Raw genomic sequence first — 26,155 nt, 5'->3', positions numbered from 1 at the left:
ATCAGTTCTCCGACAACGCCTTGCGCGGCAACTTTTCCGAACGCATCGCCGCGTTGTACGCGAACGAGGCCACGATCGCGGAGGCCTGCTTGAGGTCTTCCGGCACGATGTGGTCGAGCACGTCCAGATCGCTGTGGTGGACGTTGGTGAAGTAGTCCAGGTCGTCCTGCACGAACTGGAAGCCGGGCAGGCCGATGTTGTCGAAGGACACGTGGTCGGTGCTGCCGGTGTTGCGCTGGGTGACGATGGTCGCGCCGACGTCGTTGAACGGCTTGAGCCACGTTTCGAAGATCGGCGCGACCGCCATGTTTTCCTGCGCGTACACGCCGCGGATCTTGCCGCCGCCGTTGTCGAGGTTGAAATACGCCGCGACGTTGCCGTAATCGCGCGCCGGCTGCAGCGTGCCCTTCACCTTGCGAAGGGAAAGCGGCATCGCCTTTTCCTGCGGGTCGGTGGGGTCGGGGAACTTGCCGAAGTGGCGCGACACGTAATCGGCCGAGCCGAGCAGGCCCTGTTCTTCGCCGGTCCACAACGCGATGCGGATCGTGCGATCGGGCTTCGCGCCCACGGCCTTGAGGATGCGCATGGCTTCCATCATCACCGCCACGCCCGCGCCGTTGTCGGCGGCGCCCGTGCCCGCGTGCCAGGAATCCATGTGCGCGCCGATGATCACCACTTCATTGCGGTGCGGGCCGGTGCCGGGGATTTCGGCGAGGGTGTTGTAGGCCGGTTGATTGGCGTCGCTGGTGAAGTTCGCATCGACGTTGACGCGCAGGCGCACCGTTTCCTTGCGGTCGAGCGCGCGCATCACGTTGTTGTAGTGCTCGGCGGACATCGCGAGCGACGGCACGCCGACCGATTCACCCGCCTTGCGTGAACCGCCACCGGACACGAGGAGGATGCCGTTGTCCCAGCCGCTGGGGCTGACGGCGGCGACCGCGCCTTCGTCGATCAGGAACTGGTTCAACAGAGGCGTGAACTCGATGCGCTTGCGGCGCTTGTCGCGCGCTTCTTCACGCGCTTCGTCGGTCTGGTCGGCGGGCACGGTCAGCGACTTCATCGCATCGAGCGTTTCGTCCGTCTCGCGATGCCAGTCGGCCTTCTCACCGGGCTTGTAGGCGCGCGCCTCGGCGATGAAGACGATCTTGCCCTTCAGCTTGCCCTTGAACTTCTCCAGGTCCGCCTTCGATTCGAGCTTGGCGGCGAAGGCGTCGCCTTCGACCGGCCCGTTCGTGCCGGGCGTCCAGGCCTTCGGCAGCGCGTGCAGCGGAAACGCGCGCGGGCTCAGCATCTCGACGCTGGCCCTGCGGAACTCCCAGCCGCGGCCGAAGGGCTCGAGCATGGCTTCGTCGTGGACGTTGGCCAGGCCCCACTCGTTGAACTTCGAACGCGTCCAGGCATTCGCCTGCGCCATCGCCGGGGAATTGGTCAGGCGCGGACCGATCTGTTCGGTCAGGTGCGTCAGCAGCGGCATCACCTGCGAATGCGTGAAGGCTTCCTGCCGAATGCGACCGGTCATGGACAGGTCGACCCGCTCTTCAGCAACACGGTTTTCGGCGTGCACACCGCCGACCAGCATGACGGCAGCAGCCGCCAGCAGCACTCGCTTCATGGATTTCCCCTGGGACGAAGGCGACAAAGCGTCGAGTCTGCCATCGCGTACGGCCCCGGACGCTGGGCCATGAGTCATGGTCAGGGGGAAACAGATCACGCTGCGGGCCCCTCCCATCGGGAGAGGAGGCGGGGAGGCGGGGCGTGGTCTCCCAGCGAGTTTTGTGAAAACAAGCCTCGCTGGTCCCCCTGTCGAACACGAACACTCTCGCTGCGGAAATAACTCGTTCGCTTTTCTTCGAACGTCGGCGTTACATGGCGCACACCGTTCGCAGGGCACTGCAATGTCGGATAAAACTCGCGCTCTGCTGGAGACCACACCCGTGCAAGCGTTCGCCAGGTTGTTGCCGCTGATGTTGTTGCTCGCCGCGTGCAAGCCGGTGCCGGATGCCGAGCCGCCGAAGGTCGCGCCCGCGGCGACGACGCAAGCCGTCGCACACACCGCGTACCCGACGCGCGCCTACTTCGGCGACACGCATGTGCACACCGGTTGGTCGGTCGACGCGGGCACCGAAGGCGTGGTCACCACGCCGGAAGAAGCCTTCCGCCTGGCGCGCGGCGACGAGGTCACGTCGAACACGGGGCGCCCGGTGAAGCTCAAGCGCCCGCTCGACTGGATGGCGATCACCGATCACTCCGATGGCATGGGCACGATCAGCGAAGTGATCGCGCGCAATCCGGAAATGATGGCCGATCCCGTTGTCAGGGGTTGGTCGGATGCATTGCGCAGCGGCGACGAACACCGCATGCACGACGCGGCGATGGACCTGATCCGCCACCAGGCCAACGGCAAGACGCCGGACGTGATGGAAGATCCGAAGTGGATGGGATCGGCGTGGCAGAAGACGATCGTCATCGCCGACAAGTACAACGCGCCGGGGAAGTTCACCGCGTTCATCGGCTACGAATGGACCGTCAACGCCAACGGCGGCAACAACCTGCATCGCAACATCATTTATCGCGATGGCGCCGACAAGGCGAAGCAGATGCTGCCGCTGACGACCTTCCAGAGCCAGGATCCCGAAACGCTGTGGGCGTGGATGGAAGACTACGAACGCAAGACCGGCGGCAGGGTGCTGGCGATTCCGCACAACGGCAATCTCTCCAACGGCCGCATGTTCGAAGAGCAACGCTTCGACGGCCGTCCGCTGACGCGCGAATACGCGCAGACCCGCGCACGCTGGGAGCGCTTGTTCGAAGTCGTGCAGATCAAGGGACAGAGCGAAAGCCACCCGCGCCTGTCGCCCAACGACGCGTATGCGAACTGGGATCTCTGGGATGCCGGCAATCTCGTCGGCCTGCCCAAGCAGCCCGGCATGCTGCGCACCGAGTATTGGCGTGAGGCGTTGAAGTCTGGTCTGCGCCTGGACCGCGAGCTCGGCGCCAATCCTTTCAAGCTGGGTGCGAACGGCGCGACCGACACGCACACGGGCCTGCCGACCGCGGAGGAGGACAACTTCTGGGGCAAGTTCCGCGGCGTCGAACCCTCGGCCACGCGCTGGCAACCGACGGTGCTCGGCTCCGGTCCCGCGGCCAAGCGCGGATCGGACATGGTGTCGGCGGGTTACATGGGCGTGTGGGCGACGGCGAACACGCGCGAAGCCTTGTGGGATGCGATGCAGCGTCGCGAAACCTTCGCGACGACGGGCACGCGCATGACGCTGCGTTTCTTCGGCGGCTTCAATTTCAGCGCGGAGGATTTGAAGGACCTCGTCGCGAACGGCTACGCCAAGGGCGTGCCGATGGGCGGCGACCTGTCGGCGTCCCCGCAGCGCGCTAAGGCGCCGACCTTCCTCATCGCGGCGATGAAGGATGGCGACGGCGCGAACCTCGACCGCGTCTCGATCATCAAGGGCTGGGTGGACGCCGAAGGACAGACGCACGAGAAAGTGTGGGACGTGAAATGGTCGGGTGCGCGCGCCCCTGATGCCAAGGGCAAGTTGCCGGATGTCGGCAATACGGTCGATCTGAGAACCGCGACGTACAAGAACACGATTGGTGCGCCCGAACTGATCGCCGCGTGGACCGATCCGGAATTCGACCCGCGCGTGCGCGCTGTGTACTACGTGCGCGCGCTGGAAATCCCAACGCCGCGCTGGACCGCCTACGACGTCGTGCGTTTCCATTCGAAGATGCCGGCCTCCGTGCAGATGACGCTGCAGGAGCGCGGCTTCACCTCGCCGATCTGGTACACGCCGATGGCCGGGCACCGTTGATGCCCACGCCGCGACTGTTGCGTGAGCCGCTGCTGCATTTCCTTGCGATCGGTGCGCTGTTGTTCGCACTCGATGCGTGGGTGAACGGCGCGGGTGCGTCCGATCCTTCCGCGATCATCGTCGACCAGGCGCAGGCGAATGCGTTGGCGGTGCAGTTCGAACGCACGTGGCAGCGGCCGCCGACGCAGGCGGAGCTGCGACAGTCGATCGATGCGTGGATCGAGGATGAGTTGTTGTATCGCGAAGGGCTGTCCGCGGGGTTGGATCGCGAAGACGAGGTCGTGCGTCGGCGCGTGGCGAACCGCATGGCCTCGCTGAACGAGGGTATGGCGGCCGCGGTGCCGCAGGATGCGGAACTGCAGGCGTGGTTGCGCACGCATCCGGGGGCTTATCGCATCGCGCCGCGTTACTCCTTGCAGCAGGTTTACTTCGATCCGCGGCGTCGGGGCGCGCGATTGCACGCTGACGTCGAAGCAGCGCGTGTACTGCTGTCGCGCGTCGAAGGCGCCGTGCCGGGCGACGTCACGTTGTTGCCGGCGCACGTGGACGCGATGGCGGCCGACGATCTGGTCACGTCGTTCGGCAGCGCATTCGTGCACGCACTCGACCGTGCGCCGATCGGCGAGTGGAGCGGCCCGATTGCCTCGAGCTTCGGCACGCATCTGGTGCGCTTGAACGCGCGCACTCCCGCGCGTCTGCCACCCTTGGCGGACGTGCGCGAAGAGGTGGAACGCGACTGGCTGCGCGATCGCACCCGGCGTGCCGATCGCGCTTATCTCGCGGCGTTGCGCAAGCATTACAAGATCGAACTGGACGCAGACCTCGCGCAGGCGATCGCGGACAACGGGCAGCGCATCGCGGCCGACGGCGCACCATGAATCGCTGCCTGTGGTGCGTTGTGCTGTTCCTGATCGCTGCGTGCTTCGGAACGGCTCGCGCGGATACCTTCCGTCCCGCGTATTTCGAACTGCGCCAGATCGACGCCGAACGTTACGACGTCCTGTGGAAGGTGCCCGCGTTGGATCGCGGCACACCGATGGCGATGCACGTCCGCTTTCCCGACGGCACGCGCGTAGAAGCAGCGCCGCGTACCGCATTCACCGGCGATGCGATCGTCGAACAATGGCGCGTGCATCGCTCCGGCGGGATGGTGGGGCAGGCGATCCGTTTCGAAGGTCGCGCGACGGGCGCGACGGACATCATCGCGCGCGTGGAATGGGCCGATGGTGCCAGCCAGGTCGAACGCCTCCCGCCCGTGCGCACGTCTTTCATCGTGGAGGCGCCCGCATCGACCGGCCAGATCGCCTGGTCGTATCTCGTGCTCGGCGTCGAGCACATCCTCGGCGGTATCGATCATCTGCTGTTCGTGCTTGCGTTGTTGCTGGTCGTGCGCGGCGGTGTGCGCATCGTCGCGACGGTGACGGCGTTCACTGCGGCACATAGCCTGACGCTGGTCGCCGCGACACTGGGCTGGGTGCACGTGCCCGGCGCGCCGGTGGAGGCGACGATCGCGTTGAGCATCGTGTTCGTCTCGGCCCAGGTGATTCGCGGCATGCATGGAAAGCCCGGGCTGACCGCGCGCGCCCCGTGGGTCGTCGCGTTCGCGTTCGGGTTGTTGCATGGCTTCGGCTTCGCCGGCGCGCTGGCCGATGTCGGATTGCCGCAGAAGGCCATTCCGATTGCGCTGCTGACCTTCAACGTCGGCGTGGAGCTCGGCCAACTGGTGTTCGTCTGCGGGGCGCTTGCCGTGGTGGCCGCGACGAAGCGGTGGATCCCGCGCCTGCCCCAGTGGTCCCACTACGCCCCGGCCTATGCGATCGGCGGGGCTGCCGCCTTCTGGACGATCCAGCGTACAGTGTCGATCTGGGCTTGATTCCAAGGGGGCGCGGCGATGCGCGCACTGGCACGCAGACTGGCGGCGATCGCGCTTCTCCTGCTCCTGGCGCTGTTCGCGCTTCGCGCCTGGCAGTCCACGCAAGGGCCGCGCTTGCAGGCCTGGCACAAGATCGTGCCGACCGAGCTGGACGCCGACGACATCCGGCACGCCGACTGGAATCGCTACCTCGCGGCCGAGTCGCGCATGTTCGACCAGGTGCATCGCGACCTGCAGCAAAAGATGAAGCCCGAAGATCGCACGCCGATCAATCGCTACAACGACGGCAGCCTCGCTTCGCAGATGGCCTTCGGCCAGGACTGGAATCGCTCCTGGATGCTGATGCCCGTCGAACAACCGCGCGGCGTCGCCGTGCTGTTGCATGGCCTGACCGACGCCCCGTACAGCATGCGCAGCCTGGCGGAGTTGTATCGAAGCGAAGGCTTCATCGCGATCGTGCCGCGCATGCCGGGCCACGGCACGGTGCCTGCGGGCCTGACGCGCGAAGGCCGCAAGGAATGGGAAGCCACCGTCGAGATGGCGATGGCCGAGGCCACGCGGCGGGCAGGCGGTCGCTTGCCCGTGCATCTCGTTGGCTATTCGAACGGCGGCGCACTCGCGCTGCTGCACGTCATGCGTCGGATCAGCAACGGTGAACGCAGCGACGTGCAACGCATCGTGCTTCTCTCGCCGATGATCGAAGTGAACGCCTTCGCGCGCTACGCAGGGCTCGCGGGCGTTCCCGCGTTCTTCACCCGCTACGCGCAATCGGCCTGGCTCGACGTGCTGCCCGAGTTCAACGCGTTCAAGTACAACTCCTTCCCCGTGCGTGCGGCGCGCGAGTCCTACCTGGTGACGAGCGATCTGCAGGCCGCGATGGAAGCCGTCGTCGCCCGGCGCGCGATGGGGCAGGTGCCGCCGATCCTCGCGTTCCAGTCGGTCGTCGACGACACGGTGACTGCGCAAGCGGTGATGACGCGCGTGTTCGACCGGTTGCCGGCGAACGGCAGCGAGCTGGTGTTGTACGACGTGCATCGGGGCCGCGTGATCGATCCGATCCTGCGTCCGACGGCGACCGCGTGGATTCGCAATGCGTTCAAGCTTCCGCGGAACTACACGCTGACGATCATCGGCACGGCGTCCGAAAACGATCCGGCCGCCGTCGCGCGCTCGCGCCCCGCGGGGTCATCGGACATACAGGCGCGCCCGCTTGGCGTGTCGTACCCGGGTGACCTGTACTCACTGTCGCACGTCGCCTTGCCGTTCCCCGCCGAGGATCCGTTGTACGGCAATCGACCGTCGGGCCTTCGGGTGTTGCAACTCGGGAACGTCGCCGTGCGGGGCGAACGCAACACGCTGGCGGTGTCGCAGGACAGTCTCAACCGACTGACGTGGAATCCGTTCTACGCGGACATGGCGGCGCGCATCGAAGCGACGATCACAGCTTCCGAACGCGGAACTTCTTCGCCTTGATCCGTCCGTTCTGCAAGCGCGCGAGCGCGTTGTTGGCCTGCGCCGCGGGCACCGCGACGTAGCTGCGCGTGGCGAACACATCGATCTTGCCGATCGTGTCGCCCTTCAATCCGCCTTCGCCCGTGAGCGCGCCGACGATGTCGCCGGGCCGCAGCTTGTCGGTGCGGCCGCCGTCGATGCGCAGGGTCGCCATCGGCGCGCGTTGCCCGACGTTGGCCTTCAACGCCGCCAGGGGCGGGCGTTGCAGCGCGATGCGGAGATTCAACGCTTCTTCGATCGCCTTCAGTCGCGGCAATTCACGCGACGTGCAAAGCGTCAGCGCCATGCCCGAGCGCCCCGCGCGACCGGTGCGTCCGATGCGATGCAGGTACGTATCGGGATCGTTGGGCACGTCGTAATTGACCACGGCGCCCAGGTCTTCGATGTCGAGACCGCGCGCGGCGACGTCGCTCGCCACCAGCACGGTGCAGCTGCGATTGGCGAACAACACCAACACTTCCTCGCGATCGCGCTGCTCCATGTCGCCGTGCAAGGCGAGTGCGGAGAAGCCCAAATGCGTGAGCGAGGAAACGGCTTCTTCGGTATCGCGCCGCATGTTGCAGAACACGACCGCGTTGTTGCCGCCGTGGTCCATCAGCAGGCCGGCGAGGGCGGAAGGTTTGCGCTCCGGATCGATCTCGTAGAAACGCTGTTCGATCGGCGCGGCATCGGCGGCGCCTTCGACGGTGACTTCCACCGCATCGCGCATCGTGGCGCGCGCGATCTCGCGCACGGCATCTGGGAAGGTGGCGGAGAACAACAACGACTGGCGATCCTTCGGCGTCGCTTTCACGATCTCGCGAATCGGTTCCTCGAAACCCATGTCGAGCAGGCGATCGGCTTCGTCGAGCACGAGCGTGCGGATGCCCTTCAGATCGAGCACCTTCTTGCGCAGCAATTCCTGCACGCGGCCCGGCGTGCCGACGACGACATGCGGCGGATGCCCCAGCGACGCCAACTGCGGCCCGAGCGCGACGCCGCCGGTCAACGTGAGCAACTTCAGGTTCGGCAAACCGGTGGCGAGTTTGCGGATGTGCTTGGCGACCTGGTCGGCCAACTCGCGCGTGGGGCAGAGCACCAACGCCTGTGCGCGAACCTGTGCGAGTTCGATGCGCTGCAGCAACGCCAGGCCGAATGCCGCGGTCTTGCCACTGCCCGTGGGCGCCTGCGCGATCAGGTCGTGGCCTTCGAGCAGGGCCGGGAGACTGCGCGCCTGGATCGGCGTCATGCGCACGTGGCCGAGCGCATCGAGGCCCTGCATCAGCGCGGGGTCGAGCGGGAGATCGGAGAATTCGACGGCGTCGTTCATGCGGCATGATACGCAGATGACCGCTTACCCGCCGCCTCCGTCGCCGTCGGACGACGCCATCCGCACGCTTCCCTACCACTTCGGATGGCCCTTGCTGGTCGGCCTGGTCACGGGCCTCGCGTTCCGACTGGTGTTCAACGCCAAGCCGGGCGAGCCCTACGCGACGATGATGATTTCGTTCCTCTTCCTCGCGCCCCTGGCCATCGGCGTGGTCACCGTCTATATCGCCGAACGCCGCGGCCGCCAGACGTTCGCGTACTACGCGGCCGTCCCCGCGCTGGCGAACGTCCTGTTCGTCATCGGCACGCTGCTGATCAATCTCGAAGGGATCATCTGCGCGATCCTGATCGTGCCCCTGTTCGCGATCATCGGCGCCATCGGCGGCGTGCTCATGGGCGTCATCGTGCGCTGGACGAACTGGCCGAAGCAGGCGACGTATTCGTTCCTCCTGCTCCCGTTGGTGTTGGGGGCGTTCGAACAACGCCTGCCGCTGCCCAGGCACGTCGCGGACGTCAGCCGCACGGGCTACGTCGCCGCTTCGCCGGAAGAGGTCTGGCGACAGATCCAGGAGGCCGAGCGCATCGCGCCCGCGGAAGTCGACTCGGCGTGGATGGTGCGCATCGGCGTACCGACGCCGCGCGCGGGCGTGACCCGGCAGTCGGCGGACGGCCGCGTCCGGACGATCACGATGGGGCGCGGCGTGCATTTCGACCAGCGCATCACCGACTGGCAACCCGGGCGCTACATGCGCGCGGTGTACGACTTCGCGCCCGACTCGTTTCCGCCGCGCGCGCTCGACGACCACGTCAGGATCGGTGGCCATTATTTCGACATCGTCGACACCGACTACACGCTCGTGCCGCACGGTCGCGGCACGCAGCTCACGATCCGCCTGCGCTATCGCGTGAGCACGCAGTTCAACTGGTACGCCGATCCGATCGCGCAGTGGTTGGTCGGCGATCTGGAAGACACGCTCCTGCACTTTTACAAGCAGCGCAGCGAGCATCGCTTCCGTCCTGCGTGAACGGATGACGGCCGCCATCGCCCGGCGTTCACCGGCGTTTCAATACAACCGTCGAAACCCCATTGGCGGAGTTGTCGCGCATGTCCACGCCCCAGGAACTCGAAGGCAAATTGTGGAAGGCCCTGAAGTCTGACCGGACGATCTTCGTCGGGCTCGACGGTGAAGAACACGCACGTCCCCTGACGGCGCTCTATGAACAAGAGCGCGGGCCGATCTGGTTCTTCACGTCGAAGGACAGCGCGCTCGTGCAACAGATCGGCGATTCGGGCGGCGCCGCGGTCGCCAATTTCGCTTCGAAAGGGCACGACCTGTTCGCGAGCGTGTCCGGCGCGCTTGCGCTGGACATGGACCGCGACGTCATCGACCGCTTGTGGAATCCCTTCATCGCCGCGTGGTACGAGGGCAAGGACGACCCGAAGCTGGCGCTGCTGCGCTTCGACGCCGACCACGCCGAAGTCTGGGAGAACGCTTCGAGCCTGCTGGCCGGCGTGAAGCTGTTGCTCGGCGTGGATCCGAAGGAGAGCTACAAGGACCACGTGGCGAAGGTCGACCTGCATGGGGCCGGCCCGCGCGGGCATTGATGACGCCCCGTTGATGGGACCGTGGCCATGCTTCCGGCCATGTTCCTGCGCACTGGCCAACTCGACGTCGCCGATCGCCGACAGGCGCCGTTCCCGCTCCTGGTCGCGCACGACGTGCTCGACCCGGCGTCGGCCTCCGCGCTCGATGACGACTTCCCGCGCTATGCAGGCGCGGGCTACTTTCCGCACGCGGCCAACGATTGCGGGCAGAGCGTCAACGCACTCGTTTCCGAGCTGACGTCACCGGAATTCGCGAATGCCCTCGGTGAACACCTGGGCATCGCGCGCCTCTCGCAATATCCGCCGCTCGTGACGATCTGCCGCTCGCTCAACCTGCGCCACGGATCGATCCACACCGACAGCGTGTCGAAGGTCGCAAGCCTGCTGCTGTATCTCAACCCGCAATGGCCCGCGGAATCGCACGCCGGCTGCCTGCGTTTCCTCGCGCAGCCGCACGACATCGAAGCCACGCTCATCCCCGAGATTCCCCCGGTGTACGGCACGTTGGCAGCATTCAAGCGCACCGACTGCTCGTATCACGGCCACTTGCCGTTCGAAGGCGAGCGGCACGTGATCCAGGTCGCGTGGCTCGTCGACGCTGCGGCCAAAGCGCGCAAGACGCGGCGCGGGCGCCTGTCGCGTTTCGTCAAATGGGTCACGGGGCGGATGGACCGCGCTTACGGCAAGCATCGCGACAAGAACGCGGCGCACCTGGACTGAGATCGCGGGCATGCACCGTTCCCGACTTTGCGCCCTGCTGATCGACTGCAACACCGACGACATCGAGGCGGCGGCCGGTTTCTGGTCCGCTGCACTCGGCCGCGGCATCGACCGCACGCATCCCGGCACGCGCGGCAACTACGTGATGCTGGAAACGCCGGAGGACGAACCCATCGTGCAGTTGCAGCGCGTCGCGCACGAAAGCCGCGTGCACATCGACATCGAGGCCGACGACATCCCGGCGGAAGTCGCGCGGCTTGAAACTCTCGGCGCACACGTTGTGCAACGCCTCGAACGTTGGGTGGTGATGGAGGCGCCGACGGGCCAGCGCTTCTGCATCGTGCGCGTGCAACGGCCCGGCTTCCCGAAGAACGCGACCAACTGGGACTGACGCCGCGTTACCAGGCGTGGCGGAACTGCCGCGCCTTGGTCGCGCTCACATGGTGCGTATCCCAGTAGAGCGGCACGCCGTCGAGCACCGGCGGACATTCGGTCGCGGTGCAGAATCGATCGGTGACATCGAGCACTTCGACGTTGGGATAGCGCGCCTGCAACGCGTGGAGCTTGGCGTAGACCGGACGCACGCGCGCATCGAACTCCGCGCGCGGCACCGCGCAATCGGGCGCACCGCGCAGGCACTTGGGCACGGGCGTGCGCAGCAACGGCGTCGGGCCGACGATCACGATGCGGCGCGTATGCGTGAGCTTGTCGAGCACCGGATCCAGGTCCGGCATGTACTTGATCCACCAGCCCGCGAAGATGACCGTGTCGACGCCCTGGATGCGTTGCATGACCTGCGCGTTGAACTTGCCGCATTCGCCCTGCGTGTCGAACGGGCGGCACGCATCGCGCGTGTAGTTGATCGCGTTGCCGGCCATCGGCATCCACGAATACGCCATCGAATCGCCCCACACCGCGACCGTCGCGCCCTTGGGATCGGGGCACTTCGGGAAGGCGGTGTCCATGGCGAGATAGCGGCACGTCGGATCGGGCCGGTCGATCGCAACGGCGGTGGGCGGATCGTAGGGACGCAGGACGTTGATCGAGATCACCGCGAGCACGGCCGACAGCGCCGCACCGCTCAAGACCGTGCGGCCCGACGCGGACCGCATCTTGCGGAAGGGCTGTTCGACGTACTTCCACGTCACGATCGCCAGCACCACCGAGACGGCGCACAGCGCGAGGCGCACGCGCAGATCGTCGCCGTCGGTCGCCCGATACAGCGCCAGCAAAGGCCAGTGCCACAGATACAGGCTGTAGGAAATCAGGCCGACCCAGACCATCGGCTTGCTGGCGAGGAAGCGATTCGAACCGCCCGCGACGATGAGCGCCGCGCCCAGCACCGCGGGCGCCGCGCCGATGCCGGGGAAATGTCCGATCGGCACGACGCACGCAACCAGGACGACCACGACGCCGAGCGCGCTCGCCCACGACGGCAGTCGCAGCGACGACGCAGCGACGAGTCCACCGATCGCCAATTCCCAGAACCGCGCGGGCATCTGGAAGAACGCCGCATCCGACGATTGCGCGATCCACCATTCGCACAACGCGAACGACGCGAGCGCCAACGCCACCATCGCCTTGCGCGAGCGCGTGAACAACAACAACGCAGGCCACAGGAAATAGAACTGTTCTTCGACCGACAGCGACCACAGGTGCAGCAGCGGCATCTCGTCGGAGGCCGCGTCCCAGTAACCACCGGTGTTCAGCTGGAAAAAGACGTTGGCGAAGAAGGCGAGCGAGGCCCCCGCGCTGCGCGCGGTTTGCGCCTGCGATAGCGGATCGAGCAGGAACCACGCCGCCACGAGCGTGACCAGGACCACGAGCGTCGCCGCCGGCACGATGCGCCGCACGCGGCGCGCGTAGAAGGCGAGCAGGTCGATCGTGCCGTGCTCGCGGTGTTCCTTCAGCAGCAGCGAGGTAATCAGATAGCCGGAAATGACGAAGAACACGTCCACGCCGACGAAGCCCGCCCCGCCGAGCCCGGCGTGGTAGGCGAGGACAGACAGCACCGCGATGGCCCGCAGGCCATCGATTTCCGGACGATAGACATTCCCCATGCCGCCATTATCCGACGGGTGGCGGGCCGGGTGTGTGCCCCGCGCCATGATCCGCACCAGCCCGGGCGATGGGAGCGGGGCCTAGCCCCCCGGCATCGGCAGGCACTCCATCACTTCCACCCCGTCGCCGGGGAAGATCGTGAAGTGCGGGTGCCCTTCGAACATGCGCGCGGCGGCTTCGTGCGACGGCGCCTGGACCACCACGAACGCCGCCATCGCGTTGCGGATCGGCTGCACGCCCTGTTTGTCGACGCGCAAGGTCTTGCCCAGGGGCGCGCCGTGATCCTCCACCGCGCCGTGGTGCGTCTCCATCCATGTCTTCCAGGCCGCGATGCCTTCCTGCTCGCGCGCCTTGCGCGTGGCCTCCGGCAGTGCATCCCACGGCGCGCGGGACTCGGGCGAGCCGGTGAAAATCGCGAGGTAGGAGGCCATGGCCGGATCCTGCAAGGGGCGGGTGGCCGAGCCTATCGCGAACGATGTCCCGAAGCGGTCGACGCACGAATCGGATATTGGCGCTTGACGCTCCGCGCCAGACTGTCGCCTTCCCACCGGAAGCCGCCCTGATGATGACGCTTTACGACTACCTTCCCTCGCGCAACGCCTGGAAAGTCCGCCAACTGCTGCAGCACCTCGCGATTGCGCATCGCACCGTCGAGGTCTCGATCTTCGAAGGCGCGGGCCGCACGCCGGAATTCCTGGCGCTCAATCCGACCGGCAAGGTGCCGGTGTTGCAGCTCGACGATGGCCGCGCACTCGCCGAATCCAACGCGATCCTCGCCTTCCTCGCCGACGGCACGCCCTATCTGCCGAGCGATCCGTTCGCGCGCGCCAAGGTGCATCAATGGTTGTCGTTCGAACAGGAAAACGTCGAAGCCGCGATCGGCTCGCTGCGGCACTGGGTGATGACGGGGAAGCTTGCGCGGCGTTCGCCGGACATCGTCGACGCCAAGCGCAACGGCGCGCAGCGCACGCTCGCGGTCCTCGATCGCGAACTCGCGCAACGCGCATTCATCGCCGGCGAGGATTACACGATCGCCGACATCGCGTTGTTCGCTTACGCCTCTCGTGCCGAAGAGGCGGACGTCCCGCTCGCGCCGTTCCCCGCATTCCGCGCATGGGTCGCGCGCGTGGAGGCGCAACCGGGCTTCCTCGCGGCGTCGCACCCGTATTCGATCGATCCGCGCTCGGTCGGGGAATTGCCGTGAATGCGCCCCGGGTGCGTTGACTTATTCTGGATCCCCGCCTTCGCGGGGATGACAGGAGAGAGGTCGATGCATCGGATCGGTCTTGCAGTCGCCATGGCCTGCGTGCTCTGCGCATGTTCGTCGGTGGATCCGAAGGAAACCGCGGTCAGCAGCGCGCGCACCGCCAAGTGCGACACCAGCAACCTCGACTGGGCCAAGGGGCAACCGGCGAACGAGGAGAACGCGCGCCGCCTGGTGCGCGAGAGCGGGCTCGGGCTGTGGCGGATCATCGGCCCGGACAACGTCGAGCGCGCCGATTACCGCCCGGACCGCCTGACGATCTACACGGACAAGAACAACGTCATCCAATCGCTCGATTGCCATTGAGGCAAGGCGCACGCGCCGCAGCATGATCATCGCGCGGCGGCGCGTGCAGCGATACGGCTCACGTTTTCGTTCGTCCCTCTCGCTGGCCCGCCCGTCCGTTTAGTGCCCGTGAAGAAGCGCCAGCGGCGTTTCAATGCATGGACACGCAAACGAGGCGACGATCATGGCGCGCGCGCCATCCCCCGGATTCACGTTGCTCGAGTTGATGATCGCGGTTGCGATCCTGGCCTTGCTGGCCGCGCTCGCCGCGCCGTCGCTGGCGGACTTCTTCGACCGCAACCGCGTGCGCGCGGCCGCCGACGACGTGTCCAGCCTCATCAGTCGCGCGCGGGCCGAATCGGTGAAGCACGACTTGCCGGTCAGCATCCGGGCGGTCGGGAGCAGTGGCGCCTGGTGCATCGGCGCGAACGAGGCGGCGCTGCCCACCGGCGGTGCCAAGGCCGACGACAACGCGACCGCATGCGATTGCACGCAAACCACGCAGTGCATGGTCTCCGGGATCCGGCAAGTCGTCTCGTCCGACGAATACCACGGCGTGTCGATGGGCACGCTGCCCGGGAACATCCGCCTGGACAACAAGCTGGGCGCCATCATGTCGGCGAACGGCACGCTGGGAACGCAATCGGTCACGCTGACCTCGCCGACCGGGAAATACGACGTCGTCGTGCAGGTGCAAACGCTGGGGCAAGCGCGGCTGTGCACGCCGAGCGGAAAGCCGACGTTGTCGGGGATGGCGCAATGTTGAACGTCCGTCGCCCCGCACGTGGTTTCACGCTCATCGAGTTGATGGTCTCGCTCGTCCTCGCGCTGGTGGTGATGGCGGCGGTGGTCACGCTCGTCGTCGCCGTGATCCGCTCCAACCGGCAGACGCTGCAATCCACGCGCCTGAACCAGGAATTGCGCGCAACGCTCAACCTGGTCGCCAACGATCTGCGGCGTGCGCGTTCCATCAACGATCCTCTGTCCGCCGCGGTCGGCCCCAATCCGTACGCCAACATCCAGACGCCCAACGGCAACACGTGCGCGATCTATGGCTATGACGGCATGCATGGCGCGCGGACATGGCACGTACTGCGGGTCGACAACAACGGACGGCTGGGCTTGCGCAGCATTTCCGATGCGACACCGCCGGCCAACTGCGGCGACGGCACGTTCGCGCAACTGAGTTCGAACCAGGTCGACATCCGCACCATCACGTTCCAGCGCGTTCCCGCGAACGCACCCGACGATTTCGTCCGCCAGATCGACGTGACCATCACCGGCCGCCTCGCCGACACCAATCCGTCGGCGCCTCCCATCGAGCGGACCATGCGCCAGACCGTCTACGTGCGCTCGGTCGGCACCGGCATTTGACCCTCACGGAGGCCGCCATGCGCGCCCACTCCATTTCGCGTTCGCGTCAGTCGGGCACCGTGCTCCTGATCGCGCTCGTGCTGTTGTTGCTCGCGGGCCTGCTCACGCTGTTCGCGCTGCGCGTGGGCGTGTTCGAACAGAGCAGCACCGGCAACGACGTCCGCGCGAAAGTTGCGGGCGAAGTGGCCGAGGCGGGGCTGGCGCAGGGATTCGAATTCCTGATCCGCCAGCACCCGGACATGCTCACCAACGCAGGCTTGTGGGAGCGCTGCTCGGCCACCGACGAATCCTTCCCTTGCGGCGCCGTCCCCAACACCCTGTTCGACGACGACGGCGATCCGGACACCGCGCAAGTCTCCCGTCGCGGTTCGATGTTCCGCCTCGCCGCCGACACCACCCACACGATCGCCAACATCGACCTGGCGCTGTCGCAGCACATGCTGCGCCTGCCGACCTCGTCGAAGATCACGGCGATGGCGAACGGGCAGGGCGTGTCGTACGGCGTCGCCCCCGTCGTGTGTTTCGCGCGCGCGCCCGCCAATCCGGCGGGCGGCATTCCGTGCGGCAACGTCGGCGCGTCGAGCGTGAGCATCGCGACCTTCGTCAGCGTCGCGCGCCTGCCCGGCGAGAACACGAGCAGCACGCTGGTGCAGACCGTCGGCCAGTACCCGAAGCTCGGCGACGAGATCGTGCGCACGCCGCCGATCATGGCCTCCGGCGCGGTGGACGTGACCGGCAACCTGCAGGTCGTCACCAATCCCAATGCCGGCGGCGTCGGCGTTCCGGTGTCGGTGTGGAGCCGCCTGGACATCGACAAGCACGGCACGCCCAACACCTGCTACGCCGATGAGTTCTTCCGTTACACGCAGGGCAGCCACGTGCCGTCGATCTACCAGAGCACGATCCGCTGCGACGACTGCAAGTGCGACGCCAGCGGCGCGCCGGCCACGCTGAGTTACGACGCCAGCGGCAACAACCGCTGCTCGGGCGGCTTCACCGATTGCGAAGGCATCGACGTGCTCGATGTCGACGCCACCACCAATTCCAACACGCTGTACAACACCGGCGGCCACGTCGGCGCGAACTTCAACGTGCGCTCGGATTCGCTGTCGTATCCGACCTGCGAATTTCCGCCCGACCTGTTCCGCTACGTCTTCGGCGTGCCGGCGTGGGTCGACAACAACCTGGACTGCTTCGCCGAAACCAAGGGCGGCTCGGTGCTGTACCAGAACCCCGACAACGGCGTGGTCGCCACCGTCGCACCCGACGAAGCGTATCTGTACAAGATCGCCGACAAGATCATCCCGACGCTCGCGCACCAGAACCTGGTCCGCGGCATCCAGACCGGCACCGGCGCGCTGCTGTCGTCCTCGACCAGCAAGGGCATCATCTGGTGCCAGATCGATTGCGACCTGAGCGGACAGATCGGCACGCCGGACGCACCGGTGCTGTTGATCCTCGATGGACCCGTGCAGATCCACGGCGTGGTGTTCGGTTTCGTGTTCGTCCGCGACACCGGCAGCCCGCTGCGCCCTGCGACGGGCAGCAGCACGTCCGGTTCGTGCCCCAGCAACTGCATGGTGCAGATGAACGCGAACTCCGCGATCTACGGCGCGCTCGTCGTGCAGGGCCAGATGAAGGTCAACGGCACCGCGGCGGTCATCTACGACGGCAACGTGATCAACGGTGTCGTCCAACAGGCGGGACTGGTGTACGCGACCTTGCCGGGCGCGTGGACCGACCGCGAGTCGTACTGAAGGAGAGGGAACCATGATCCTCCATCGCCGCAGCGGCGGGTTCAGCCTCCTCGAAGTGCTGGTCGCCATCGTCGTGCTCACCGTCGGCCTGCTCGCACTGGCGGCCTTGCAGGGCAGCCTGACGCGCTCCTCGTCGGACGCGAAAACGCGCGCGCGCGTGTCGGCCATGTTGGCGGCGCGCATGGATGCATTGCGCGGCAGCAACTACGGCAACCTGACGCCCGAAGGCGCGCAGGCGGCGATCGTCAGCGCCGACGGCGTTCCCGCCAACGATTGCGATCCCGCCACGCCCGACAACACCGACTGGATCGACTGCGCGCGCGTGGAATCGGGCATCGGCAGCCTCACCGCGCAGCAGACGATCAACACCTGGTACGGCGCGGGGTCCTTCGCCACGCCCGCGCCCGCGCTCAACGCGCAGGACCCGCGCGTCGCGCAGTTCAAGCGCGTCACGCTCAACGCGTGGTGGAACGACGCCAGCGGCGTGCGCCACGATCTGCAACTGATTTCCGACGTCAGCTCGATGACGCTGACCAGCAGCATCGTCGTGCCGCCCGATCCGCTCAGCGCCGCCACCGGCGGCCCGATCGTGCGCACGACCACCCCCGCGACCGCGGGCGTCATCCCCATCGCGCTGGGCGCCCAATCCACGAGCGCCACGACCAACCCGAGCCCGGAACTCGTCGGTTCGAAGAACAACCAGATCATCGTCGGCACGCGCTACTCGGTGCTGAACTATTCGCCGCCGGGCTTCGGCAACAGCGTGCAGATCCAGAAGCGCTTCGACCAGGAAGTCGTGAAGTGCAGTTGCAAGTACGGCGCGGGCGGCAACAACCTGCCCACGATCTATCGCACGGCCTTGTGGCCGGCGGTGTGGACGGGCGAGAGCTATGCGGTGGCGCAGCCGGCGGGCAATCCCGCGGCGCCCGGGCAATCGCGTGCGTCGGGCCCGAGATCGGGCGTGACGCAAAGCGACCTGTGCCAGGAATGCTGCCGCGACCACCACGACACCGGCGACAACACGCAGGTGCGCTTCGATCCGGAGCGCAACGACAACTCCGTCGCCAAGTACGACCTCAACAACTCCAACGTGCTCGTGGTCGTCAACAACACCAGCAGCGGCAACTACGTGGATGCGTGCCGTCTCGTGCGCGTCGATGGTTTCTGGCGCACGGCGTCGGACCTGTACGCACGCCAGTTCGGGTTGCTGGAAACGCAACCGCAGAGCGGCGTCGCCGCGAAGGTCGGCTTGCCGACGAACGACGCAGTCACGGCCTACACGGCCTACGTCAAGCAGTTCCTCGCCGGATACGACGGCAGTGCGGCCACGCGAACGGGCGCGCAAGCGGCGTTCGACCTCATCAGCGCGTTCAACGCACCGACGATCAACATCGCCACCGCGTCCAACAGCGACTATCGCTACCTGCACGGGCGCGGTTTGTACGTCGACTACCTGGAAGCGGACGCGCGCACCAAGCTCGGCGAGACGCTGGCCGACACCGACGCGGACGGCGACTGCCCGACCGGCACGCCGGCCGAGGAATGCGTGATGCCCTTCCTGCCGTTCACGACGGTCAACCTGACCGAGATCGCGAAGTGGACGGCGAGCAACACCAACGTGCTGACCGTCAACAGCGGCAACCTGCTGGCCAGCGATCCGCTGCAGCCCTCGGGCAGCCGCACGATCGGCAAGACCAACGGCACGTCGAACAACTCCGGCGAGATGCGGCGTTCGAGTTCGGGCGTGGCGATCAACGCGTCGATGACCACGCTCGCGGGCGTGGATCCCAACGACAACAGCGAGGTGACCATCGATTCGCAGGCGTTCCAGGTCGGCGGCAGCACGGGCGGGACGTTCGATGTGCGCGTGACGGGCGGCGGTGGCAATCCGTTCGTGTTCGCGACGGTCACTTCGGATGTCAATCGCGAGTGCCTGAAGCCTGCGGGCACGGATCATCATTGTGTGTTGTCGGGGGGCAACAATTTGCCGCAATCGGGGTCGATTCTGTTGTCGAATTATTGGCTGGAGGACACGGTCAATCGCAGCATCACGGGCAACTGCGGCGGTCGGTCGGTCACCGACACGATCGCGGTGCCGCGGTTCCGCAATTACGAGCTGACGTCGGCGTCGGTGGGCGGCGTGAACGGGATCATCGGGTTGCCGTCCAACGACAACAAGGTGTCGGAGACGACCAGCGTGACGTTCACTTCCATCGCACAAGGGGCGTTGATCCTCGCGGGATTCAGCGAGCAGGCCGGCAGTCCGTCTTACGCGACGATCGCTACTTGTTCGACGAATGGGGGTGGGAACAAGATCATCAATCCCACCTGGAACAAGCCGTGGCTGTAGTGGTTGCGGCGACACCTCCCCTCCAGGGGAGGTCAAAAAGAAGCCCGCCGCAGGCGGGTTTCTTTTTGGGTGGGGTAAAGCTTGAGGTGCAGTACGCAGAACCATCGCGGTGGTTGTTTGTGCGCCGCCACCAGACGGGCGCAGCGGCGCGCCGCATTGAAGGCCACATTGCTCCGCAAGAGCTCAAGCTCCGCAATGTGGCCTTCAACGCGACGTCCACTGCGCGCTACTCGTCGGGTTGCTCGACAGCGGGTTATGGATGGTTGCGTTGTACGTTGATGCATTCGCGCCTACAGCCAGCACATCCGACGGGCGGTGCCTTGCCCGTCGAGGACATCTTGTAGCCGAGCTCCGGTCGCGCGTTCTCCTCGATGTCCCCTCTCGGGCATCGGCACCTTCGCGGCGATTTGATGGAAGGGCGGGGGGCGCTGCGAATCAATAAATCGGCGAAATCGTCATCTGCGGCAATGGCCTCGGTGCGCCTTGGGTGAGGTCGGGTTGCATGTCGGACCACGCCTCGCCTTGGTGGATGAGTTGGAGCATCAGGCGTGATGACTCGTTGCGTTGGAAGTAGTCGGTGAAGGCGTATGACGGGGGTTCGGCGTCCGGGGATTCGGGTAGCGCGTAGGCGGTGGCGTAGTCGGGGACGCGGAGGGCGGGGTCGTGCGTGCGCGCCACCTGGCGCGTGTAGCGCTGCAGGCCCGAGGCGAGGTTGCGCCAGCGGATCCAGTAGTGGTTCTCGAAGGAGAAGGCGTTGAAGCGTTCGCCGGCTGCGGTGCCTTTTGCGGCGATGCGTTCGAGCACGGCCTGCGGCATGTCGAGGTTCAGGCCGCCTTCGTCGCCCTGCAGGGCGATGTGCACGATGCGGTCGCGTTGGCCGGGTGCGCGGGCGAGCAGGAGGTCGCGCCAGTTCTGCATGGTGGCGACGATGCCGAAGAGGAAGCCGGCGACGTCGCCCGCGGCGTTGCCATCGCCCAGGCGTTGGTAGGTGCGTTGCCAGCCCTGTGCGTTGCGTTCGGGCAGGAACACCGGGCCCGTGCGGTCGATGGTGGTGTCGTCGACGCCGGGGTAGACCAGGTCGATCGCGAAGGTCGGCCACAAGGGGAGCGCGGCGTCGAACAGGTGGATCGGGAAGTTGCTGCCGATGCCGCCGTCGGAGAACCACACCGGGCGCATCGCGGCGATGTTCGATGCAGTGCGTGCGCCGCCGGTCGCGAGTTGGTCGGTGCTGTCGACCTGCGAGGACGTAGGGGCGCTGGCGGTGCGTTCGGCTTCGGCGTCCGCCGGCACGCGACCCGCGGGTTCGTGCAGCGGCACGGCGCTGACGAGCAGTGGGAAACTCAGGCTCATGCGCGTGGCCACCAACACGGGAAGTTGATCGTCCGCCGGCAGCGGGTAGTAGGTTTTGCCTTCCACGACCTGCGGGTTGCCGCCGTTTTTGGCGATCATCCAGTCGACGACGTCCTTCGGGAACAGGCGGTCGAATTCCTCGCGCAGGAACCAGAAGCGCACGTCGCGGAAGGGCAGGGTGCGCGGTTCGCGATGCGAGATGCTGGTGGTGATCATGCGCAGCACGATGGCGTCGGGCGTCGCGGGTTCGCCTGCGAAGCGGGGCGCGGTGCAGAGGTCGGCGAAGGTGAGCGGTGCGTTCGGCGCCTGGCCGGAGAGGCGTTGCAGCATCGCGTGCAACCATTCGGTCAGCGCCGGTCCCGTCGACACGGACATGCCATTGCACAGGCCGAACAAATTTCCGCGCACGACGCGCGCAACGCGCAACACCGCCGAAATCGCGGCCGCCGCGTAGGCGCAGAAGAACGAGGGCAACAGCATCGCAAGCAATCCGCCTTCGTTCGCCAGCGAGTAGCCGAGCGCAAGCAGCAAGCCGAAGACGAGCAGGAATTCGAGCGGCGCGGTGGCCATGATCGCGCCGACGATCGCGGCGATCTTCTTCCATCGCGACGCGGTGCCCGTCGCGCACACCAGCGCGCGATACGCATTGCGCGCGCCCCACGCGGGCTGGAACAGGCGCGCGATGAACCCTTGCGTCGTCAGTTGCGCGGCGACTTCCGCCAGGCCTTCGAAGCCCGCGCCCGGCGCATCGTGCGTCGACGTGCCCGCGGTCCTGCGCCGGTCGCCGCAGGCCGCGGCGGCCGTGACCGCGGCGGCGATCGCGCCCGCCGAGGTGCCGCCGACGCTCTTGAACCGGAACTCGCGGGCCAGCGCCAACACCGCGTTCGGATACACGATGCCGCTCGTGATCCCGCCTTTCATCACCAGGTCGCAGTACTTCATCGCGTGCTCCATGCCGATGCGATGGGGCGACCTTGGCCCTTGCGGGGCGCCGATGCAACGGGTCATGCTCCTGCGCCATGCATATTCTCGTCTGCGGCGGAGCGGGTTACATCGGCAGTCACATGGCCCGCTGGCTCGCCCTGCGCGACCATCGCGTCACCGTGCTGGACAATCTGTCCACCGGCCATCGCGAAGCGGTGCAGTGGGGCGAGCTGGTCGAAGCCGACCTGCTGGATCGCGCGTCGCTCGACCGCGCGTTCGAAGGCCGCCGGTTCGATGCGGTGATGCATTTCTGCGCGCGCTCGCTCGTCGGCGAATCCGTCCAGGATCCGTACGCCTACTACGCGGCCAACGTCAGCGGCACGCTGCACCTGCTGGAAACGATGCGCAGGCACGGTGTCGACCGGCTCGTGTTCTCCTCGACCGCCGCGGTGTTCGGCCATCCGAACAGCGCGCGCATCGACGAAGACCATCCCAAGCAGCCGATCAACCCCTACGGCGCGAGCAAGCTGATGGTCGAGCGCATCCTCGCCGACGCGGCCGGTGCGTACGGCCTGCGTTCGGTCGCGCTGCGGTACTTCAACGCGGCGGGCGCGAGCCCGCAGGCGACGATCGGCGAATCGCATTCGCCCGAAACGCACCTGATCCCCAACGTGCTGCGCGCCGCGCTCGGCACCGGCCCCGCGCTCAAGGTCTTCGGCGAGGACTACGCGACGCCCGACGGCACGTGCGTCCGCGACTACGTGCACGTCGACGATCTCGCCGAAGCGCACCTGCGCGCGCTGGATTACCTCGATGCGAACGCCGGCGCGCACGCCTTCAACCTGGGCAACGGCCAGGGCTTCTCGGTGCGCGAGGTGATCGCGGCGGCCGAAGCGGTGAGCGGCCGCAAGATCCCGTTTTCGATCGAGCCCCGCCGCGCCGGCGACCCCGCCGTCCTGGTCGCCGCCAGCGACAAGGCGCGCGCAGCGCTGGGCTGGGTGCCGGCCTACGACCGCCTCGAACCGATCCTCGAAACCGCGCTGCGCTGGCATCGCGCCCAGCCCTACTGACGCCGTGAAGGCGCCATGACAGCGCCTTCTTCACAATCCCCGGCCTCCCGATCCTGCGGTGGCGCCGGAGCCTACGTGGTCGATTTCGAAGCCCTGTTTCGCCACTCGCCCAACCCCTACATGGTGGTGGATCGCGACCTGCGCTATCTCGCCGTCAACCAGGCGTACGCGTCGATCGTGGGCGCGACGACGGACGCGCTCGTGGGGCGCCGTGTGTTCGATGCATTCCCGGGCGATACCGATACCGACGGCCATTCCGAAAGCGACGCGGTGCGCCGTTCGATGCTGCGCGTGTTCCAAACCGGGCGGCCCGACATGCTCGCGCTGGTCCCGTACACCATCGAGCGCGAATCGCCGGAAGGCCGGCTCGTGGAAGAACGCTACTGGAGCGCGACGCATACCCCGATCTTCGACGCGAGCGGCCAGGTCTACGCGGTGTTGCAGCACACGACGGATGTCACCGACGTGCAACGCACGCGCGCCGAACTCGAAGCCGCGCGCCAGGCGCAGGGCGCGACGCCCGAGCAGTTGTGGCAGGGCGTCGTCTCGCGCGCCCGCGCCGTGCAGGACGCCAACAGCGCGCTGGAAGCGCAACGCAGCCACCTGATGTCGCTGTTCGCGCAGGCGCCCGGTTTCATGGCGGTGATCTCCGGCCCGGACTACGTGTTCGAGATCGCCAATCCCGCCTACGAAGAACTCGTCGGTCGCCGCGACCTCATCGGACGCAAGCTGGCCGAAGCGCTGCCGGAAATCATGGAGCAGAACTACCTGCAGTTGCTCGACCAGGTGCGCGAGACGAAGCGGCGTTTCGTCGGACGCGGCATGGAAGTGAAGCTGGCCTCGAGCGGCGGCGAGTTGCATCCGCGCTTCGTCGACTTCGTGTTCCAGCCGATCGTCGGCGACGATGGACAGGCCGCCGCGATCTTCGTGCAGGGCCACGACGTCACCGACCGCGAGGCTGCGCTGGACGCGTTGCGCGAAAGCGAACAACGCTTCCGCACGATCGCCGAGATGATCCCGCAGATGGTGTGGTCGACGCTGCCCGACGGTTACCACGACTATTACAACCGCCAGTGGTACGCCTACACCGGCGTGCCGGAAGGCTCGACCGACGGCGAGGGCTGGAACGGGATGTTCCACCCCGAAGACCAGCCGCGCGCGTGGGAGCGCTGGCGCCACAGCCTGCTCACGGGTGAGCCCTACGAAATCGAATATCGCCTGCGCCACCGCAGCGGCGAGTACCGCTGGACGCTCGGCCGCGCGCTGCCGATCCGCGACGCCACCGGCACGATCGTGCGCTGGATGGGCACGTGCACCGAGATCCACGAGCAGAAGCTCGTGCAGGAAGCGCTCGAACGCAGCGAGTACTCGTTGCGCGACGCCGACCAGCGCAAGGACCGCTTCCTCGCCACGCTCGCGCACGAGCTGCGCAACCCGCTGGCGCCGATTTCCACCGCTGCCTCGTTGCTGCGCCTGTCACCCGACGACCCGGTCCGCGTCCGCGCGGCCAGCGAAATCATCGAACGCCAGGTGCAGCACATGACGCACCTGGTCAACGACCTGCTCGACGTCTCGCGCGTGACGCAAGGCCAGGCCGTCCTCGACGTGCGCGAAATGGACCTCGCGCAGGCCGTGCGCGAGGCGCTGGAGCAGGTCGCGCCCATGATCGAACGCAAGCGCCACCAGGTGCGCGTGTCGCTGCCCGAAGGCCCCGTCCGCGTGCTGGGCGATGCGGCGCGCATGCGGCAGGTGTTCGCCAACCTGCTGGTCAACGCGGCGAAGTACACGCCCGAAGGCGGGCACATCGACGTGCGCTTCCATGTCGAGAACCACCTGGCCTGCATCGAAGTCGAGGACGACGGGGTCGGCATGGATGCCGCGTTGATCCCGCGCGTGTTCAACCTGTTCGTGCAGGCCGAGTCGACGCCGGACCGCAACGAAGGCGGCCTCGGCATCGGCCTGTCGCTGGTGCGCAGCCTCGTGCACCTGCACGGCGGAACGATCAAGGCCACGAGCCCCGGACTGGGCCAGGGCTCGCGATTCCGCGTGTGCCTGCCGGTGGACCTGCCGGTCGCGCCGAGGCTCGCCGCGGTCTGATCAATTGGGCAGCGCGGTCGAAATCTGCGTCAAGCCGATCATCCATGCATCGCCGAGCACCGGATCGTCGGTGAAGCTTGCGAGCGAGCGATCCGGATGCGTGCTCGGCCATTCGGTGGGCTCCGGCGAGAACACCAGCCACGCCCGGTTGCCGTGGGAAATGCGCGGATGGCCTGCATAGTTGGACAGACCGCCCCACGGGCCGATCGGCACCATCTCACTGAAATCCCACGCGCCCTGGCCATTGGTGATCAGTGCGTCGGCGGTGAGGAAACCGCAGAACGTCTTGAGCGGCGAGTCGGTCCAAAGGTGCAGCGAGGCGTTCAAGGCCTGCCCGTTCGACGAGCGGATCAAACATTTTCCGTTGACCTGGCTTCGGATCACGTGCGCCACCTTTCCGGACAGCGACGTCACCGGATAGACCGACCACAGCGCCTGCGTGTTGCCCGGTGCGCGGCCGCAACTTGCGGCGTCGGGGTTCCAGACGTACAGCGAAGGCACGCTCGACGTACCGTTGTTGCCGACGATCATGCATCCGCCATCCCACGAGGTGCCGGGCGCTTTTTTCTTGGTCGCGTCGATGAGGTAAGTGCCGGGCGTGACGGCGATCTGCGCCGACGCGGTCGCGCCGAATGCGGCGATGCCGACCAGCGCCACGATGGCGAGCCGGCGCATTGTGTTGCGAACCATTGCGAACCTCCGATGGGCGACGGGAGTTCGCAGCTTGGATTCGGCGCGCGCATGTCGCTAGGTGATGCGCACCGACGCGTGGTTCGG

22 protein-coding genes are annotated in these 26,155 nt (G+C 66.8%); 16 read left to right on the top strand and 6 right to left on the bottom strand.

Annotated features, from left to right (window positions below; genetic code table 11):
* Position 1: 1 nt before the first annotated feature.
* The gene (locus GN331_RS16150) at positions 2-1,612 is read right to left on the bottom strand and encodes a M20/M25/M40 family metallo-hydrolase (RefSeq protein WP_156643322.1); all 1,611 of its coding nucleotides are present in this window, start codon (positions 1,610-1,612) and stop codon (positions 2-4) included.
* A gap of 283 nt (positions 1,613-1,895) precedes the next feature.
* Between GN331_RS16150 and GN331_RS16145 the strand changes: the two genes are divergently transcribed.
* Genes GN331_RS16145 through GN331_RS16130 form a run of 4 tightly spaced genes read left to right on the top strand, consistent with a single transcriptional unit; the run spans position 1,896 to position 7,173 of the window.
* Positions 1,896-3,827, top strand: coding sequence for a DUF3604 domain-containing protein (locus GN331_RS16145; RefSeq protein WP_156643321.1), 1,932 nt, complete (start codon positions 1,896-1,898; stop codon positions 3,825-3,827).
* On the top strand, positions 3,827-4,705 hold the full coding sequence (locus GN331_RS16140) for a peptidyl-prolyl cis-trans isomerase (RefSeq protein WP_156643320.1): 879 nt from the start codon (positions 3,827-3,829) through the stop codon (positions 4,703-4,705). Before GN331_RS16145 ends, GN331_RS16140 begins: the two co-directional genes overlap by 1 nt.
* On the top strand, positions 4,702-5,700 hold the full coding sequence (locus tag GN331_RS16135; protein ID WP_156643319.1) for a HupE/UreJ family protein: 999 nt from the start codon (positions 4,702-4,704) through the stop codon (positions 5,698-5,700). The genes GN331_RS16140 and GN331_RS16135 overlap by 4 nt, the downstream gene beginning before the upstream one ends.
* An 18-nt stretch (positions 5,701-5,718) precedes the next feature.
* Entirely contained in the window at positions 5,719-7,173 is a 1,455-nt protein-coding gene (locus GN331_RS16130; protein ID WP_156643318.1) for an alpha/beta hydrolase, read from the top strand.
* Here GN331_RS16130 and dbpA read toward each other — a convergent pair.
* Positions 7,139-8,521 carry an ATP-dependent RNA helicase DbpA gene (dbpA, locus tag GN331_RS16125; RefSeq protein WP_156643317.1) on the bottom strand — a complete coding sequence of 461 codons (1,383 nt, stop codon included), beginning with the start codon at positions 8,519-8,521 and terminating at the stop codon, positions 7,139-7,141. The genes GN331_RS16130 and dbpA overlap by 35 nt on opposite strands.
* Positions 8,522-8,537: 16 nt before the next feature.
* On the opposite strand from dbpA, the gene GN331_RS16120 reads away from it, so the two are divergent.
* From GN331_RS16120 to GN331_RS16105, 4 genes are all read left to right on the top strand, one after another.
* The gene (locus tag GN331_RS16120) at positions 8,538-9,545 is read left to right on the top strand and encodes an SRPBCC family protein (protein ID WP_197427197.1); all 1,008 of its coding nucleotides are present in this window, start codon (positions 8,538-8,540) and stop codon (positions 9,543-9,545) included.
* Positions 9,546-9,625: 80 nt separating this feature from the next.
* Positions 9,626-10,126: a pyridoxamine 5'-phosphate oxidase family protein gene (locus tag GN331_RS16115; RefSeq protein WP_156643315.1), complete on the top strand. Its 501-nt coding sequence runs from the start codon at positions 9,626-9,628 to the stop codon at positions 10,124-10,126.
* A gap of 39 nt (positions 10,127-10,165) precedes the next feature.
* Positions 10,166-10,846 (top strand): 2OG-Fe(II) oxygenase, encoded by a 681-nt coding sequence (locus tag GN331_RS16110; protein ID WP_231734551.1) that lies wholly within the window; start codon positions 10,166-10,168, stop codon positions 10,844-10,846.
* 10 nt (positions 10,847-10,856) lie between these two features.
* Positions 10,857-11,237 carry a VOC family protein gene (locus GN331_RS16105; RefSeq protein WP_156643313.1) on the top strand — a complete coding sequence of 127 codons (381 nt, stop codon included), beginning with the start codon at positions 10,857-10,859 and terminating at the stop codon, positions 11,235-11,237.
* A gap of 7 nt (positions 11,238-11,244) precedes the next feature.
* On the opposite strand, the gene GN331_RS16100 is transcribed toward GN331_RS16105, so the two are convergent.
* Positions 11,245-12,906 (bottom strand): acyltransferase family protein, encoded by a 1,662-nt coding sequence (locus tag GN331_RS16100; protein WP_197427196.1) that lies wholly within the window; start codon positions 12,904-12,906, stop codon positions 11,245-11,247.
* Positions 12,907-12,987: 81 nt separating this feature from the next.
* Entirely contained in the window at positions 12,988-13,338 is a 351-nt protein-coding gene (locus GN331_RS16095; RefSeq protein WP_156643311.1) for a hypothetical protein, read from the bottom strand.
* A 131-nt stretch (positions 13,339-13,469) separates the two neighbouring features.
* Between GN331_RS16095 and GN331_RS16090 the strand changes: the two genes are divergently transcribed.
* The 6 genes from GN331_RS16090 (at position 13,470) to GN331_RS16065 (ending at position 19,937) form a co-directional block, all read left to right on the top strand.
* Positions 13,470-14,111: a glutathione S-transferase family protein gene (locus GN331_RS16090; protein WP_156643310.1), complete on the top strand. Its 642-nt coding sequence runs from the start codon at positions 13,470-13,472 to the stop codon at positions 14,109-14,111.
* 66 nt (positions 14,112-14,177) lie between these two features.
* The gene (locus GN331_RS16085; RefSeq protein ID WP_156643309.1) at positions 14,178-14,477 is read left to right on the top strand and encodes an I78 family peptidase inhibitor; all 300 of its coding nucleotides are present in this window, start codon (positions 14,178-14,180) and stop codon (positions 14,475-14,477) included.
* Positions 14,478-14,610: 133 nt separating this feature from the next.
* Positions 14,611-15,222, top strand: coding sequence for a GspH/FimT family pseudopilin (locus tag GN331_RS16080; RefSeq protein WP_156643308.1), 612 nt, complete (start codon positions 14,611-14,613; stop codon positions 15,220-15,222).
* On the top strand, positions 15,216-15,830 hold the full coding sequence (locus GN331_RS16075) for a prepilin-type N-terminal cleavage/methylation domain-containing protein (RefSeq protein ID WP_156643307.1): 615 nt from the start codon (positions 15,216-15,218) through the stop codon (positions 15,828-15,830). Before GN331_RS16080 ends, GN331_RS16075 begins: the two co-directional genes overlap by 7 nt.
* Positions 15,831-15,847: 17 nt before the next feature.
* The gene (locus GN331_RS16070; protein ID WP_156643306.1) at positions 15,848-17,587 is read left to right on the top strand and encodes a hypothetical protein; all 1,740 of its coding nucleotides are present in this window, start codon (positions 15,848-15,850) and stop codon (positions 17,585-17,587) included.
* 13 nt (positions 17,588-17,600) lie between these two features.
* Positions 17,601-19,937 carry a prepilin-type N-terminal cleavage/methylation domain-containing protein gene (locus GN331_RS16065; protein ID WP_156643305.1) on the top strand — a complete coding sequence of 779 codons (2,337 nt, stop codon included), beginning with the start codon at positions 17,601-17,603 and terminating at the stop codon, positions 19,935-19,937.
* Between the two features lie 435 nt (positions 19,938-20,372).
* Here GN331_RS16065 and GN331_RS16060 read toward each other — a convergent pair whose 3' ends face one another.
* Positions 20,373-22,229, bottom strand: a complete 1,857-nt coding sequence (locus GN331_RS16060; protein ID WP_231734550.1) for a patatin-like phospholipase family protein — start codon at positions 22,227-22,229, stop codon at positions 20,373-20,375.
* A gap of 77 nt (positions 22,230-22,306) precedes the next feature.
* Here GN331_RS16060 and galE point away from each other — a divergent pair, with 77 nt between their 5' ends.
* A complete protein-coding gene (gene galE / locus GN331_RS16055) occupies positions 22,307-23,281 on the top strand; it encodes a UDP-glucose 4-epimerase GalE (protein ID WP_156643303.1) in 975 nt (324 codons plus the stop codon).
* 75 nt (positions 23,282-23,356) lie between these two features.
* Positions 23,357-25,378 (top strand): PAS domain-containing sensor histidine kinase, encoded by a 2,022-nt coding sequence (locus GN331_RS16050; RefSeq protein ID WP_197427195.1) that lies wholly within the window; start codon positions 23,357-23,359, stop codon positions 25,376-25,378.
* On the opposite strand, the gene GN331_RS16045 is transcribed toward GN331_RS16050, so the two are convergent.
* On the bottom strand, positions 25,379-26,068 hold the full coding sequence (locus GN331_RS16045) for a hypothetical protein (protein ID WP_156643301.1): 690 nt from the start codon (positions 26,066-26,068) through the stop codon (positions 25,379-25,381).
* Positions 26,069-26,155 lie beyond the last annotated feature (87 nt).

It is taken from the genome of Noviluteimonas gilva, assembly GCF_009740395.1.
In the GTDB taxonomy this organism is placed as follows: Bacteria; Pseudomonadota; Gammaproteobacteria; order Xanthomonadales; family Xanthomonadaceae; genus Noviluteimonas; species Noviluteimonas gilva.
This window is presented reverse-complemented; position numbering and strand designations above follow the sequence as displayed.